This is a genomic window from Chloroflexota bacterium (assembly GCA_023475225.1).
In the GTDB taxonomy this organism is placed as follows: domain Bacteria; phylum Chloroflexota; class UBA6077; order FW602-bin22; family JAMCVK01; genus JAMCVK01.
Genome location: JAMCVK010000030.1, coordinates 1 through 14,876, shown reverse-complemented (window position 1 = coordinate 14,876; position 14,876 = coordinate 1). Strand labels below are relative to the sequence as shown.

The window sequence follows — 14,876 nt, the reverse complement described above, 5'->3', positions numbered from 1 at the left end:
TCAAAACACCTGTTTCTAAACAGGTGTTTTGACTTATTCAAAACAGGCATTTTTGACGTTGTGCCACCCCTCACAACCACCATACAATGTAATGGGTTAGTGCATCGTTGCACTCTCGAGGGTGATGAATGAGGGGTGCGAGGATCTGCCTGCCACAGGCAGGGGCTCTAAGAGCTTCCCCTAACCCCTTTCCCCTAAACCCCCAATCACAGGATTTAGGAGTTGATGCGGTACTGTTCAACTCCCTCGCTCTCACTGAGGAGGTGATGATCGCTATGTCCTGATCGTTACGAACCTGTGGGGGTAAACAACAATCTTTCGCACCGGCTTATGACGTGGAACAAGAAATCTTTGAAATCTGAAAGTTTCAGGGAGGATAGGACCGTGAGTGAAATTATTAGAAGCGAAGAAAAAGGGAATGTCTCTGTAATGCATTTCGTTATCGCCGGAGCCGGGGCAGGCATCATCGCTGTCCTCTCCATGGTAATGACCCTGACCACCTCGATGGCCCCAGGCGCCTCTTACTTCTGGCTTCCAGCGGCTTTTCAGCTGGCTTTTGCCATCTGGTTTGGTTTCTGGGGATGTTTGGCCAGTGCTATTGGAACCTTCCTTGGTGGCCTCTGGGGTGGAAGCCCACTGTTCTACAATTTTCTGATCAACCCTATCCCGGCTTTCCTCGCGAATAGTTTTATACCTTGGTTGTCCTTCAAGGCCCTCCGGCTTGATCCGGCGCTACGAAGCATGCGTGATCTTGTCGCGGCCGTCATCACCTTCGTCGTGGCCTCAGTGGTCAGCGCTGCTATGGGGGCCTGGGCTACCGTTTTCGCCGGTATGGGTGCTCCAGACTTCGCTTGGGGAGTCGTCTTTCCTGGCTGGGCTGCCGGTGACACGATCTGCGCAATTGTCCTGGGTATTCCCATGTTGCGCTTCTTAACCGACTATGTTAAGCGTAGCGGTATGTACGTCAAAGGGTTCTTTGCCTAATATATGCCGCTGGTTCCAGTAGCGATCTAAGGACGTTAAGCCTAATCCGTTGAAGATAGACGTGTCAGCCGCGGGATCACAGAGCATGGCCGATATAGTGAACGCAAATGCGTTCACTATATCGGCCATTAATAGAGGTTGACTATATGGCCAGAAAATCTTTCCTATCGCACGTTTCCGAGACAGGTTTCTTTTACACCCTCAGTCCAACCACCAAGATCCTACTGATGGTTATCCTCAATTACCTGATCTTTACCACAACCAATCTGACGTTGATTTCAACCTATCTATCTTTGGCCTTCATTCTTATCCTCACGGCCCGCATACCCTTCGAGGAGATTCAGGGGTATTTCAAAGGTGCCGGTTTTATGTTGGTGACTGTCTTCTTATCGTATGCTTTTCTCAGTCGGACACCCGGCCACACCATTCTTCAGTTTTGGGCCTTCCACTTAACCGATGCCAGCGTAGCTCTTTCCATCACTATGGGGCTGAGACTATGTGCCCTTCTTCTGGTTATGATCCTATTTCTCCTGACCTCAGATCAAAAGGACGTTATCCTAGGTCTCCGTGAACTGCGTGTTCCCTACGCTCTTTGCTTCATATTTGCCCTAGCCTTTCGCTTTGCCGCTATCTTTACCGATGATATCAACACCATTATCCAGGCTCAGAAGGCAAGGGGTGTGAACTTTCATAAAGGTGGACTCTTCAAAAGGATGCGCTCATATATCGGTATCTTTCTGCCGGTAGTAACAACCTATATTAACCACGTCAAAAAGTTCTCTAACGCTTTGGAATGCCACGGCTTCACTGTTGGTGGCAAACGGAACTACTTTTTCTACATCAATTACCATCTGAAGGACTACGTGATCTTGGCTGTTCTAGCCATAGCTGTGATCGGCTATCTTACCGCTAAATACTTCTCTGGTTGGCCGATTTAGCCAGGAGGACAAGATATGCCAAAGTTGATCGAGATCACCAACCTGAGGGTTGGATATATAGGCAATACAGAATGGAGCCTCAAGGGTATCGATCTGGCGATCGAGCCGGGCGAATTTGTGGCTATCGTCGGGCCAACCAATGCTGGCAAGACTACATTATGCCGTTGCCTTTGTGGACTGGTTCCCCATAGCTATCATACAGCTATGGAGGGTCGTGTAATCATCGGGGGCGATGATACTCGCCATTGCAGCGTAGCCTATATAAGCCAAAACCATCTCCGTTATGTCTTCGAAGATCCTGAGAGCCAGTTTATAGGAATGAGTGTGGAGGAGGAAGTCAGCTTCTCCTTAGAAACGTTGAATCTAAATCACCAGGAGATGGAAGAAAGAGTAAGTTGGGCCCTGGAGAAAGTCCGTATGTCAGGGTTCCGCCATAAATCACCCAGCGAGCTTTCTGGTGGACAAAAACAGCGCGTGGCCATCGCCTCAGCTTTAGCTACCAAACCCAAGATCCTGGTGTTGGATGAGCCAACGGCTGAGCTAGATCCTATTGGTAAGAGCGAGGTTTACGAGATCATCGACGTACTCGCCCAGGAGACAGACCTCACGATCATCATAGTCGATCAGCACATCGAAGAGATAGTGAAATATGCCACAAGGATCATCTTGATGGTGGAAGGGCAGATTCGCCTCGATGCCTCACCACGAAACTTCTTTCTCGATGTGCCTCTTCTCCAAGAGATCGGCATTCATGTACCTCAGGTAACGGAGTTGGACACTCTCTTGAAACAGCATCTCAGCAGAGAGTGGCTGGACGATGGACCGCTACCCCTCACCCTTGATGAATCCTATATCCAGGTAAAAACGATGCTTCAAGGCTACTCACCTCCACCTTTGGATCATCCTCAATCACGCATCGAGCAATCTCGTCCCATAATTGACGTGGTCAACCTGAGTCATCGCTACCCCGATGGTACACTTGCTCTGGATAACGTGAACCTAAGGATTGGTGAGCGGGACTTCATGGCCATCATTGGTGAAAACGGTTCGGGTAAGACAACGCTAACTAAGCATTTCAACAACCTACTCGTGCCTACGACGGGTCAGGTATTCGTCTGCGGAGTGGAAACATGGAAACAGGATCAAAAGAACCTTATCTCCACCGTGGGCTATGTCTTTCAAAATCCCGACCACCAGCTCTGCTGCTTGACTGTTGAGGAGGAGCTGTCCTATGGCTTAGATAAGCTCGGTTGGGAGGAGGAACGAAAGAAAGCAAAGGTCGAGGAGTTATTATTCTCCTTTAACCTTGGAGACTATCGCACTCTGCATCCGCATTTCTTGAGCAAAGCCGACAGGCAGCGGTTAGCCATCGCCGAGGTGTTGGCTATGGAACCAGAGGTGATCGTCGTTGACGAGCCAACCACCGGATTTGATGCCAAGGAGTCTCACGCTGTTCTTCGCCTGTTGACCAACCTGAATAAAGCGGGGAAAACGATCATCATCGTCACCCACGAGATGGAGCTGGTGGCACGCTATGTCCCCCGTACCATAGTTATGTGGAAGGGGCGTATCCTGTTGGATGACAACACCCGTATTGTCTTCTCACAAGTTGATCTCCTTCAAAAAAGTTTCCTGAAGCCACCGCAGATAACCCGTCTAGCCCAAAGGTTATGGGGAAATGACCATCATGACGCTAGCGTTCTCACGCAAGAGGAGATGTGTGCCATACTTGTAAAGATAATGGAAGAAAGGGAGGTCAAGTCTAATGTCAAGCTCTAGGCAGGGCTTCGGTTCAGCGTCGCAAAACGAGAAGGATTTGCTTAGGAACACGGTTTGGGTTAATCTCCGAAAGGTGGCCAAGCCAGACTCAAGATTCCATTGGGATTTCTCCAGTTACATTCCCGATTATGAGGGCAGCGTAGCCTGCGCTGATCGCATAAGGGGAATGGATCTCTATAGACAGTCAAAGCTCATTTTCATCACACCTGATAACAATCTTCAGAAACTGCGCGAGTACTGCCTCCTAGACGTCAAACCCTTCGTTATGTCAACATATGGCATAGCCCGGGGATTCTTTTATATGGAACGGGATTTTGTGCCTCAAGGTCAGGAGGAATACGCCTCAACCATCGATGGTATGGACCGTTTTTCTAAGCCAGTCAGCTTGAGTGATGTCCAGAGACTGGGACATTTTGACTTCTTGGTGACCGGTGCTTCAGCTATCAACTATCAGGGAGTTCGCTTTGGTAAGGGGCACGGCTATTTTGATCTCGAATGGGCGATGTTCCGTGATATCGGTGTCGTCGATGACCATACTCCCATAATTGCGGTAGGACACGATTGCCAACTGATGGACAAAGAATTTCCGGTCGCGGAATACGATACAATTATCGATCTAATCATCACCCCCACCAGGACGATTAAGGTAGCAACCCGCTATCCCAAGCCTAAGGGGGTCTATTGGAGCAAGTTGCCCGAAGAGATGTTACGGGCCATCCCACCGTTGCAGGAGCTGCACGAAATGCTACTGAGTAAGGGAAACAACTTGACGGGACTGCTTTGAAAACATAAGGAACTTGACCAGGGAAACTGCGTCGGTGAAATCTCAGGCTCCGTTTAACAGATCCGTGGTAGGATCTCGCTTGCCAGCATGTCGACGATTCTGGTTCCACCGATCTTGGTCGTCATAAGAACCCTCCCCGCAGGGCCAGCGATCACCTCACCGATGATCGCCGCCTTTGCGCCATATCGCTCATGACGCATACGGGACACCATAGTCTCTGCTACCTGGGGGGCAACAACCGCCACCAGTTTTCCTTCGTTGGCCACGTATAAGGGATCATAGCCCAGCATCTCGCAGGCGGCTCGAACGCTATCTCGTACGGGGATAGCTTCCTCGTCTATCTTGATGCCTACCTCTGATTGGGCCGCCAGCTCGTTCAGTGTGGTGGCCAGCCCTCCTCGCGTGGGATCACGGAGGGCGTGAATTTCAGAACTGACTTCCAACATCGCTGCCACAAGGGCATTGAGCGGGGCACAATCGCTCTCGATCTCTGTTTGAAAACGCAGTCCTTCACGCTGGCTAAGGACGGCGATACCGTGATCGCCGATATAGCCGCTCAGGATCACCCTATCACCTGGTCTCGCATTCTGACCGGCGATGTGGATGTCCCTGGGAATAAGCCCAATGCCTGACGTATTGATGAATAGGCTATCGGCGCTACCTTTCTCCACGACCTTAGTATCAGCCGTTACGATGGTCACGCTGGCCTCTTCACTGGCCAGACGTATGCTGTTGACTATTCGCCGCAAGTCTTCCAGGGGTAGGCCCTCCTCAATAACGAAGGCGGCGGAGAGATAGATAGGTTGTGCCCCCAGCATAGCCAGATCGTTAACTGTGCCGCAAATGGCCAAGCGGCCGATGTCTCCACCCGGAAAGAAGAGCGGCTTGACCACAAAGGTGTCGGTAGTGAAAGCCAGGGATTGAGCAGAGATCTCCAGACGACACGAGTCGTCACGTTGGCGCAATAGCTCGTTATCCAGGAGAGGCGCAAATAGATGCTGGATAAGCTCATGCATCAATCGCCCGCCACTGCCGTGACCGAGGAGAATTCTATCTGATCTCATCACCCTGGCCCACTGTTAGCACCCTCTGTTTCAAGAAACGTTCCACCTGCTCCTGTAACCAGACGGCCCACATCTCTATCCCTCTCCCGTCACGGCAGGATACCTCGAATATTTTTAGATGGGGATTAATACGAAGCGCGGTTGTTTCGATCTTGGCCAGATCACAATCTGTAAAGGGTAAGAGATCTATCTTGTTGATGATCAGCGCAGTTGATTCCTGAAACATGCGCGGGTACTTCAACGGCTTGTCGTCCCCTTCGGTCACGCTGAGCACTGTTATCCTGGCCTCCTCGCCCAGATCGAATCCAGCTGGACAGACAAGATTGCCCACGTTCTCAATAAAGAGCAGTTGTAGTCCGGTTATGTTCAGCTGCTCTACGCCGTATTGAACCATACGCGCATCCAAGTGGCAGTTGCCACCAGTATTCACCTGCACAGCAGGCACATTGTGGCGTAAGATACGCTCTGTATCAAGCGAGGTAGCAATATCACCCTCAATCACCCCTATATTTAGCGCTCCTCTCAGGGCCTCAATCGTCCTTTCTAATAGGCTGGTCTTTCCCGCGCCAGGTGAACCCATTAGATTCAAGGCATAGCAACCACAGCGATGAAACAATGCTCTATTTTGAGTGGCTATCGCCTCATTGGCTGCCAGAACATTCGTTTGTACTCTTATTTCCATCTCTCTAAACCCTCAGACCTGCGTCCTTGCGTATTGATAATAAGTTGAGCAGGTTCCCTCGGATGACACCATGCATGGACCAACGGGCTGTTCCGGAGTGCAGACCGTGGCAAAGAGGGAACATCGGGAGGGAATTTCCACACCGCGCAAAATTTCGCCGCAACGGCATCCAGCTGGTTCTCGACTGAAGTCGGTCTCTACGGCAAAGACGTGATCGGCATCAAAAGCGGCGAATTTCTCTCTGAGCCTGAGTCCACTCTGGGGTATAACCCCCAGGCCACGCCAGGTCGCATCAGCCGGCTCAAAAACCTCATCGATCACCATCTGGGCTACCCTGTTGCCCTCCCAAGAAACGGCCCGCCGATATTGAATCTCTATTTTAGATGACCCATCTCGTACCTGTTGAACAAGCATATAAATGGCTTGCAGTATATCGAGTGGTTCAAACCCAGTGATCACCCCGGAAACATTGTAGTCTGAGGCGATAAATTCGTAGGGACGAGCGCCGATTATGGTGCTTACATGGCCAGGCAAGATAAAGCCGTTCAATTGCACCTCGCCGGCCTCAAGCAGAGCCCGTAGGGGAGGTCCAATCAGCTTATGAATTGACAAAACAAGATAATTTTTTATTTTTCGCTTCTGCGCCTCCAATACTGAAAGGGCTGCATTTGGGACGGTGGTTTCGAAGCCAACGCCCAAGAAGACTATCATCTTGGCTGGATTATCGGCTGCAATCTGAAGGGCATCGCTTACCGAGTAGACGACCCTGATATCAGCGCCCCTGGCCCTCTCCTGTTGCAGACTAGAGCGTGTGCCTGGTACTTTCAACATATCACCGTAAGTGACCAGGATTACCCCTGGCTCTGTGGCCAGGGCGATGGCCTTATCAATATCCTTTTGAGAAGTAACACAGACCGGACAACCAGGGCCGGATAGGAGGGTCAGCATTTCTGGCAGAAGGTGTCTAATACCACTGCGAAATATAGCTACGGTGTGTGTCCCGCACACCTCCATAAAGCACAAGGGACGATCAGTCATCTGGACGATTTTCGTCACTATCTTTTGAGCGAGGGTTCGATCCTGAAACTCATCCAGATAGCGCAACCATCTCCTCCAACAACCTGAGTGTCTCTAAGGCTTCGGACTCCTCAATCCGGGCGATAGCATAGCCCGCATGCACCAGCACATAATCACCAACGGTGACCTCGGGCACCAATTGAAGGCCCACCTGCCGCCTTAACCCACCCATCTCCACCTGGCCACGGTAATCATCCTCGATAGCCAACACCTTCATCGGTATCGCTAAACACATCGGTTACTCCACCTCTATGCTTTCTACCAGCAACTCCTTACCTTCAACTAGCTCAGCCTCACCACCACAGTGAGCACAATAAAAAGTGTAATCAGATACCGCAAACGTAGTTTGACATGAGCTACATCTGGCCGTCAGTGGTATCAGCGTCGTCTCCAGTCGCACCCCCTCAGCGATGGTTCCTTGCCCAATAATATTAAGGTAGAAGGATACACAGGCGGCATCAACCTGAGTTAAGGCTCCTATCTTAAGGTGAATGGCTCTGATGCGCTTGGCTCTATGCTTTTCAGCTTCAGCGATAGCCACCGCCAGGATGTTCTCGCTAATTGTCAATTCGTGCATGCCAACGAACACTCATTCCAGGTCCGAACTGTTTCTCGCCCCTAAACGCCTGCCCTTGTGGGACTTCCAGCAAAGAGGCACAATTAGTCCTCCATCTGGGCGTCGGCCACCATCGCCTGGCCCAGGGCAATTCCCCCATCATTACAGGGGACACGCCTTTGGATAAAGGGCTGAAATCCTGCCTGCCGCAAAGCAGGTAGAACTCGCTTCAACAGGTAAAGGTTCTGAAAGACACCACCACTTAAGAGCACCTTATCCAGCCCCTCTCGCTCGCGAATCCTTTGGCAGACAGTGATTATCAGTTGGACTACAGCGTTGTGAAACTTGGCCGCGATAATCTCTTCAGGCAGGCCGTAGCAAAGGTCGGCAATGATACCTCTTATCACTGGGGCCGCATCAAGCACTAATGGCTGGTCACGATTATAACCCCATTCGTAATCGCCTTCCACATCTTCGGCTGCTATCATCTCCAATTCGATGGCTGCCTGCCCCTCATAATTCACTATCTGGCGAAGGCCAAGCAGGGCGGCGACGGCATCAAATAGCCGACCACAGCTGGAAGTCAGGGGCGCATTAAGCCCTTTCTGGAGCTGCTTTTGGATGATGTCCAGCTCCAAGGGATCTACAGAGATGATCGAGGTGGAGAGGACTTTTTCCTTGAAATCACCATAGGCGGCGACCAGGTGGCTCAAGGCCATACGGTACGGCTTGCGAATGGCGACCTCACCACCAGGCATGGGAACGTACTTTAAATGGGCCCATCTTTGAAACCGTTTGTAGGTACAAACTAGAAACTCGCCACCCCAAATAGCCCCATCGCTCCCATATCCTGTCCCGTCAAAAGCCACCCCTATGACCGCTTCATCCAGGCCGTTTTCGGCCATGCAGCTGGCGATATGGGCATGGTGGTGCTGTACAGCGACACGCGCTTTAGTGGCACTCGTGGCTCCTCCTTGTGACCGATCGAGGCTCTCAGCGTATTTAGTAGAAAGATAATCCGGGTGAAGATCATGGGCGACTACCTGTGGCTCAATGCGGAAAAGGTGTTTGAAGTGCTCGATCGCAGCTTCGAAGGAGCGTAGCGTTTCCATATTTTGCAGGTCGCCAATGTGTTGGCTGAGGAAAGCATAGGTACCTTTAGTCAAACAAAATGCATTCTTCAGCTCTGCCCCACAAGCTAATACTGGTCTTACCTTCCTCTTTAACTCGACGGGTGAAGGAACATAGCCCCGTGAGCGACGGAGGAGCATGGCTTCACCCTCCACTATACGGGCGACCGAGTCATCGCAACGCATATAAATATCGCGATTATGTAATAGAAAGGCATCAGCGATAGAAGATAGACATTCCAAGGCCTCAGCATTGCTGATGGCGATCGGTTCCTCACTAACGTTACCGCTGGTCATCACCAAAGCTGGCGGATTTTGCCCTTCCCTAGCGGCCAGCAGTAGATGGTGTAGGGGGGAGTAAGGCAACATTACCCCCAAAGAGTTGTTGCCTGGGGCAACCAGGGACGAAATGGGCCCATCCGTTCGACGGCGAAGGAGAACGATGGGGCGCTCAGCAGATTCCAAAAGGGCTCGTTCTTCTTCACCGATGTAACAATAAGTTTCAACGGTAGCTACATCCGGCGACATAAGGGCAAAAGGCTTCTCAACACGTCCCTTGCGCCAACGCAAGCGGGCCACTGCGGTATCATTAGTGGCATCGCAAGCCAGATGGAAGCCACCTATTCCCTTCACGGCCACCGTATAACCAGCACACAACAGTCTCAGCGTTGCTTCGATGCACTCCTCACTATGGTCACCCCACGCTTCTGCCCTGGATGCGGTGAACGACTCTACCGGTTGGCTCCCAGGAAACGCGTGGGAAGGGTTTGATAGAGTCTTGGTCGGATAGTTCGGCTTGACCGACCTACAATCCAACTGTTCTGCTGGCGTGTTAGGCACCAGCCAAACCTTTGGTCCACAGATAGGGCAGGCGTTTGGTTGAGCGTGGAAACGACGGTCAGTCGCCTCGTGGTATTCCCAGGCACACGTCGGACACATCGTGAAGGTGGCCATCGTCGTATTGATTCGGTCATAAGGAATATCCCTGGTTATAGTAAAGCGAGGGCCACAATCTGTACAGTTAATGAAGGGGTAGCGGTAGCGATGGTTGTGGGGATCAAAGAGTTCCTGCAAGCAGGCGGAGCAAACGGCTATATCCGGCGAGATCAGAGCCAGACCATTGGAGCCGTTTTGGCTCTCCTTAATTAGGAAGGATTCGTAGCCAATGGGGGGCAGAATTGTTACCTCTAGGGACTCGATCCTGGCCAGAGGGGGAGCTTTCGCCCTGGTAGCAGTGGTGAATTGATCCACCGCATCGCCTTCGACATCAATAACTACCCCCTCATCAGAGTTCAGCACCCAGCCATTCAGGCCATATTCGTTGGCTAAACGGTAGATAAAAGGGCGAAAGCCAACCCCTTGTACCATGCCCCGAACGAGTATCCTGGCCCTGATCGTCATATTGTTGCGGTAACAGCCTATCCTTGAAGACTGATCAGCTGCAACATGGTATCGCGGAGCCGGCCAGAGATGATCATGGCAATTCGACTCATCACGATGAAGCCCATGCGACAGTCCCCTTCAAACAGCTTGCCGAGCTCTGCCCCATCAATGGTGATAACCCTACTGGGCTCAACGCAGCGGGCTGAGGCTGTAAAGCGATAGGGTTCAACCAGGGCAGACCATCCAAAGGTAAGGCCATTGGTCACAGTATGGATCGTAGCCCGGCGGTGCTTATCGACGGGGATCTGGACAGCCACCCGACCATCCTCAACGATGTAGAGATTCTTGGCTATATCGTGCTCACTGAAGATGATCGCTCCTGGCTCGTAAACCTCTTCTTGAGCGATGGCGGCGACGCTCTCTAATTGTTCGTCCGTCAACCCTACAAAGACATCAGTTTTCCGCAAGATTTCTTTGGATACCATTTGGCCTCCTCGCTTCAGTTCATAATAGTTGTTTGTCCCTTAGGCTCTGAGCCTGACCTCCTCCAGGCCCAACTCTTTCAGGACCAGGTCGATGATCTCCGCTATTTTAGCCTCCAACTCCGGCGAGAGGTCCGTTCCCCAATCTACCTCTTTCGGCTGAATGCCAATTACGGTGACCTTCGGCTTGATCCCCAACGCCTCGGCCAGCTCTATTATAGCGGCGAATCCTGCTTCGTGCAGTGAAAATGATCGCTGAGTGGAAAGAAAGTTGGCTTCTTCGAGATCAAAACGAACAACGCTACCGGCCTCGCGCCCCATCAAAGCGGCATCGATGATGATTAAGCGCTCAGCGGCGATCATTAAATCAACTATGTCCAGGCCGGCTGTACCTATATCGATGGCCTCGATGGGAAGTCCCATCTGCTGTATCCTCTGGACAACATGGACCCCGATGCCCTCATCCTTGAGAAGCAGGTTACCAAGTCCCACGACGAACGTCTTTCGTGGAGAACCACGGCTGTACGCAAGACTAGCGAGATCGTTTGCAGCGTTATCGGTGGTCATATCGGCTTTCAAACAAACTCAACATTGAGCAGGTGAACCGAGCAGGAGATGCATGGATCATAAGCCCGTACCAACATCTCCAGGGTAAGCGCTATCTCCTCCTTGGGTCTATCCAGGAGGGTAGGAACGATGGACCTGAAGTCTCTCTCAATATTGGCCACGTTTTGGGCTGTAGGGATGATCAGGTTTGCTGCGGTGATGAGGCCTTGTTCATCGAAGGTATACTCGTGGTAGAGGGTACCGCGCGGCACCTCGCAAGCCCCCACACCTGTGCCGGCCCTGATCTGAACACGGGTATCTTCCTCCTTTAATCCTTTAGACAGCAAAGAGTCGATGATATTGATACTATCCTCCAGGCAATGTATTGTCTCCACCAGCTGAGCGATACTTATCATAAAAGGATTGTAACAGGGAACCTTCAACCCCAAGGCCCTGGCCGCCTCTTTAGCCTTAGGCAACAACTGCTCATAATTATTGTTCACCCGTGATAGAGCGCCCACCATATACGATTCTCTGGTCGCGCTGGCGTGCTTCGCTGTTGAATGGGGGACTACACTCTCCTTGATTTTATCCTTATACCCGCTGACCGGGATGGTACCTCCATCACCTGAGGCGATCACACCATCATAGAAAGCGTACTCTTTTGTATTGGTCAGGGAGACATACTCGGTCTGCCGCTCGAAGTCGGGGATAGAGAGAGTACTGAACAGATCAACCGTAGCCTGAAGGTCTGGCCAGGCGTCTACCAGATGCTGCCGCATCTCCCTCAGCTCAGACGGTTTCGGTATTCGAGTGAAACCGTTGACGACCATCGAGATGGGATGGATGTGGCGTCCACCTACCACAGCACAGACGTCATTGGCTAATTTCTTCAGGCGCAGGGCTCGTTGGACAACGGCCGGATGACTGGAAGCCAAAGGGATGACACTGCCCATGCCAAAGAAGTCCGGCGCGACCAAGAAGTAGAAATGCAGGATATGACTCTGCATCATCTCACCATTGAAGATGAGTTTCCGCAGTAAAACTGTTTGCTCTGATGGCTCAAGTCCAAAGGCGGCCTCGGTGGCACGCAGCGATGTTGTCGTGTGTCCCACGGCACAGATACCACAGATGCGTGAAGTGATATGCGCTGCTTCATCCCAGCGTCGTCCACGTAGCATAGCCTCGAAGAAGCGTGGCGATTCGACGATCTCCAGATTGAGCTCCTCGATGACTCCATTCTTGATGTTAACCTTGATATTGCCGTGCCCCTCTACACGGGTGACGTGGTGAATATTTATGGTGAGGTCCCTCATTTTATACCCTCCAAACAACCGCCGAACATGCGGAACTGGGCTAGCACTTCCTCCACAGTGAGGCCACGCTCTCGCAATACTTCCTTGTGGGAGTTGATGTTCGGCTGGTCTACCAGCCCCCGACAGCCTTCGCATTTGTTGCCATAAGTGGGGCAGATGGCCCTGCAACCAGCGCGAGTGACCGGTCCCAGGCAGGTCATACCTTTATCAAAGACACAGATATTCTCGGCCAGCTTACATTCCACACAGACAGCATAGTTGGGGATGTTCGGCTTCTTAGCCAAGAGCAGAGCCTTGGCCACCTCCAGGAATTCCTGTTTGGGGATGGGGCAACCGTATATAGCGTAGTCAACTGGTACAACCGCTTTTAGTGGTCGCGCAGCGAAGGTCTCAAAGTAATCGGCCTTATCCCCATAGACTATATGGCGTACCTCCTCCAGGTTGTGGAAGTTCTTCAGGCAATTTATGCCCCCAATTGCTGCACAGGAACCAAGGGCCACTAGTATCTTCGCCCTCTCTCTGATCCCCTTGAGCCGCTCCACCTCCCCTTCCCTGGTGATGGTGCCCTCGACAAAGGCGATAGCATAATCATCACTTCTCTCAGTCATCGCCTCACGAAAGTTGACGATCTCTACTGCTCCTAGTAGATCGAGAAGCTCATCCTCTAGGCTCAAGACCGTCAGCTGGCAACCTTCGCAGCCGCTGAAGTCGAAGATGCCAATTTTCGGTTTCATTTATATCCTCGCCTCTTCAAGTTTCTTTAGCTGAGCATAACTGAAAACCGGTCCCTCCTGGCAGACATATACCCCATTGATCTGACAGTGTCCGCATTTTCCCACACCACATTTCATGCGACGTTCCAGGGAAAGGAAGATACGGCTCTCGTAGACGCCTCTGAATAAAAGATCCTTGACAACGAAGCGGAACATCACTGGAGGACCTACTACAACGGCCACCAGATTGCGGGGGTTCAGCTTCAGCCCGCGAAAGAGGGTCGTCACCACCCCCACGTTGCCTGTCCAGGCTTCATCACCTATATCTACAGTTGTCAGGCAAAGCACATCCTTACGCGCTGACCACGTAGTCAGCTCATCCTTAAAGAGTATGTCGGCTGGCGTACGACTGCCATAAAGGATCATCACCTCACCGAAGCTCGCTCGTTCGTCAAGGACGTTGTTTATCAAGGAACGGAGGGGAACCAAGCCCAGACCGCCGGCGACAAAGATTATGTCATGGCCACGCATCACCTCTAACGGGAAACCTCGTCCGAAGGGCCCCCTGATGCCTACTACGCTCCCCACCGGCAACCTCTGGAGAGCGTTAGTTACGTCTCCCACAGCGCGCACACAGAGCTCAAACGATCCGGTTTTAGTTGGTGAGGAGGAGATGGATAGGGAAGCTTCTCCTACTCCAAACACTGATACTGTGACGAATTGACCGGGATCATGCCCCAGCTCTCTCCCCTCGCGGAGACGGAGATCATAAAAGGTCTCTTTCGCCGTCATAGGTTCTTTACGAACGATCTCGGCCAGACGGGGCGTAAAAAGGGTTCCTCCGACCTGACCAGGGATGGGACGAATCTCTGTGACATCAAGCGTCATCGCTCGCCTCCCTTGAGCTGATTATAAACCTCGATGGGGTTAATCTTCACTAAACAAGCACGGGCACAGCGGCCACAACCGACACAGGCGAACTTGCCGTACCTCTCCTTAAGATACTTGCCCTTACGGAAGAAGCGATGTCTTTGCCGATCGGCCCTCCTATCCCGGAAATTTTCCCCCGTGGCCACCTTGGCAAAATCCTCCAGCTGGCAGGAGTCCCATTGCCGCTTTCGCTCACCTTCACGCAAATTCAAGTGCATTTCGTCGAAGACATTGAAGCAATAGCAGGTCGGACAGGCTAAAGTGCAGGAACCACAGGCCAGACACTTCTCGCCCAACACATCCCAAAGCAGGGTGTCGTAGCTATCCTCCAGGAACCTAGGCAGGTTTTCAACATCGAAGTCAAGCCGGGAGGGGAATTTTTCCTCCTTCTCCCTTTGAACCGCCCTCAACCTGTTCCGTCGCTCGTACACGGCCTCCTTGTCCTTGCCCCACCTTAGCAATAAACCTTCTCCTTCTATAGAGCCGGTCTGTACTGCATATGCATCGTTTAT

At 51.8% G+C, this 14,876-nt stretch carries 16 protein-coding genes; 4 read left to right on the top strand and 12 right to left on the bottom strand.

The window, feature by feature from the left end; all coding sequences use genetic code 11:
• The first annotated feature begins 384 nt into the window (after positions 1-384).
• The 4 genes from M1136_07370 to M1136_07355 all read left to right on the top strand — a co-directional run bounded on the left by M1136_07370 (position 385) and on the right by M1136_07355 (position 4,485).
• The gene (locus M1136_07370; GenBank protein MCL5075453.1) at positions 385-984 is read left to right on the top strand and encodes a hypothetical protein; all 600 of its coding nucleotides are present in this window, start codon (positions 385-387) and stop codon (positions 982-984) included.
• A 146-nt stretch (positions 985-1,130) separates the two neighbouring features.
• Positions 1,131-1,922 (top strand): energy-coupling factor transporter transmembrane protein EcfT, encoded by a 792-nt coding sequence (locus M1136_07365; protein MCL5075452.1) that lies wholly within the window; start codon positions 1,131-1,133, stop codon positions 1,920-1,922.
• A 15-nt stretch (positions 1,923-1,937) separates the two neighbouring features.
• Positions 1,938-3,701, top strand: a complete 1,764-nt coding sequence (locus tag M1136_07360; GenBank protein MCL5075451.1) for an energy-coupling factor transporter ATPase — start codon at positions 1,938-1,940, stop codon at positions 3,699-3,701.
• Positions 3,688-4,485: a methenyltetrahydrofolate synthetase gene (locus M1136_07355; protein MCL5075450.1), complete on the top strand. Its 798-nt coding sequence runs from the start codon at positions 3,688-3,690 to the stop codon at positions 4,483-4,485. Before M1136_07360 ends, M1136_07355 begins: the two co-directional genes overlap by 14 nt.
• Positions 4,486-4,538: 53 nt before the next feature.
• Here M1136_07355 and hypE read toward each other — a convergent pair whose 3' ends face one another.
• The 12 genes from hypE to M1136_07295 form a co-directional block, all read right to left on the bottom strand.
• Complete coding sequence (gene hypE, locus M1136_07350; protein MCL5075449.1) at positions 4,539-5,549, bottom strand: hydrogenase expression/formation protein HypE; 1,011 nt, start codon at positions 5,547-5,549, stop codon at positions 4,539-4,541.
• The gene (hypB, locus tag M1136_07345) at positions 5,536-6,231 is read right to left on the bottom strand and encodes a hydrogenase nickel incorporation protein HypB (GenBank protein MCL5075448.1); all 696 of its coding nucleotides are present in this window, start codon (positions 6,229-6,231) and stop codon (positions 5,536-5,538) included. Before hypB ends, hypE begins: the two co-directional genes overlap by 14 nt.
• A gap of 12 nt (positions 6,232-6,243) precedes the next feature.
• Positions 6,244-7,335, bottom strand: a complete 1,092-nt coding sequence (gene hypD / locus M1136_07340; GenBank protein MCL5075447.1) for a hydrogenase formation protein HypD — start codon at positions 7,333-7,335, stop codon at positions 6,244-6,246.
• Complete coding sequence (locus tag M1136_07335; GenBank protein ID MCL5075446.1) at positions 7,319-7,543, bottom strand: HypC/HybG/HupF family hydrogenase formation chaperone; 225 nt, start codon at positions 7,541-7,543, stop codon at positions 7,319-7,321. The genes hypD and M1136_07335 overlap by 17 nt, the downstream gene beginning before the upstream one ends.
• Before the next feature lie 3 nt (positions 7,544-7,546).
• Positions 7,547-7,885 carry a hydrogenase maturation nickel metallochaperone HypA gene (hypA, locus tag M1136_07330; protein ID MCL5075445.1) on the bottom strand — a complete coding sequence of 113 codons (339 nt, stop codon included), beginning with the start codon at positions 7,883-7,885 and terminating at the stop codon, positions 7,547-7,549.
• 83 nt (positions 7,886-7,968) lie between these two features.
• Positions 7,969-10,362: a carbamoyltransferase HypF gene (hypF, locus tag M1136_07325; protein MCL5075444.1), complete on the bottom strand. Its 2,394-nt coding sequence runs from the start codon at positions 10,360-10,362 to the stop codon at positions 7,969-7,971.
• 50 nt (positions 10,363-10,412) lie between these two features.
• Positions 10,413-10,862, bottom strand: a complete 450-nt coding sequence (locus tag M1136_07320) for a cyclic nucleotide-binding domain-containing protein (protein MCL5075443.1) — start codon at positions 10,860-10,862, stop codon at positions 10,413-10,415.
• Between the two features lie 39 nt (positions 10,863-10,901).
• The gene (locus tag M1136_07315; protein ID MCL5075442.1) at positions 10,902-11,438 is read right to left on the bottom strand and encodes a hydrogenase maturation protease; all 537 of its coding nucleotides are present in this window, start codon (positions 11,436-11,438) and stop codon (positions 10,902-10,904) included.
• On the bottom strand, positions 11,435-12,721 hold the full coding sequence (locus tag M1136_07310) for a Ni/Fe hydrogenase subunit alpha (GenBank protein ID MCL5075441.1): 1,287 nt from the start codon (positions 12,719-12,721) through the stop codon (positions 11,435-11,437). The genes M1136_07315 and M1136_07310 overlap by 4 nt, the downstream gene beginning before the upstream one ends.
• Positions 12,718-13,455 (bottom strand): NADH:ubiquinone oxidoreductase, encoded by a 738-nt coding sequence (locus M1136_07305; protein MCL5075440.1) that lies wholly within the window; start codon positions 13,453-13,455, stop codon positions 12,718-12,720. The genes M1136_07310 and M1136_07305 overlap by 4 nt, the downstream gene beginning before the upstream one ends.
• Entirely contained in the window at positions 13,456-14,322 is an 867-nt protein-coding gene (locus M1136_07300; GenBank protein ID MCL5075439.1) for an FAD/NAD(P)-binding protein, read from the bottom strand.
• On the bottom strand, positions 14,319-14,876 hold a 558-nt coding region (locus M1136_07295; GenBank protein ID MCL5075438.1), incomplete at its 5' end, for a 4Fe-4S dicluster domain-containing protein. The genes M1136_07295 and M1136_07300, both read right to left, overlap by 4 nt.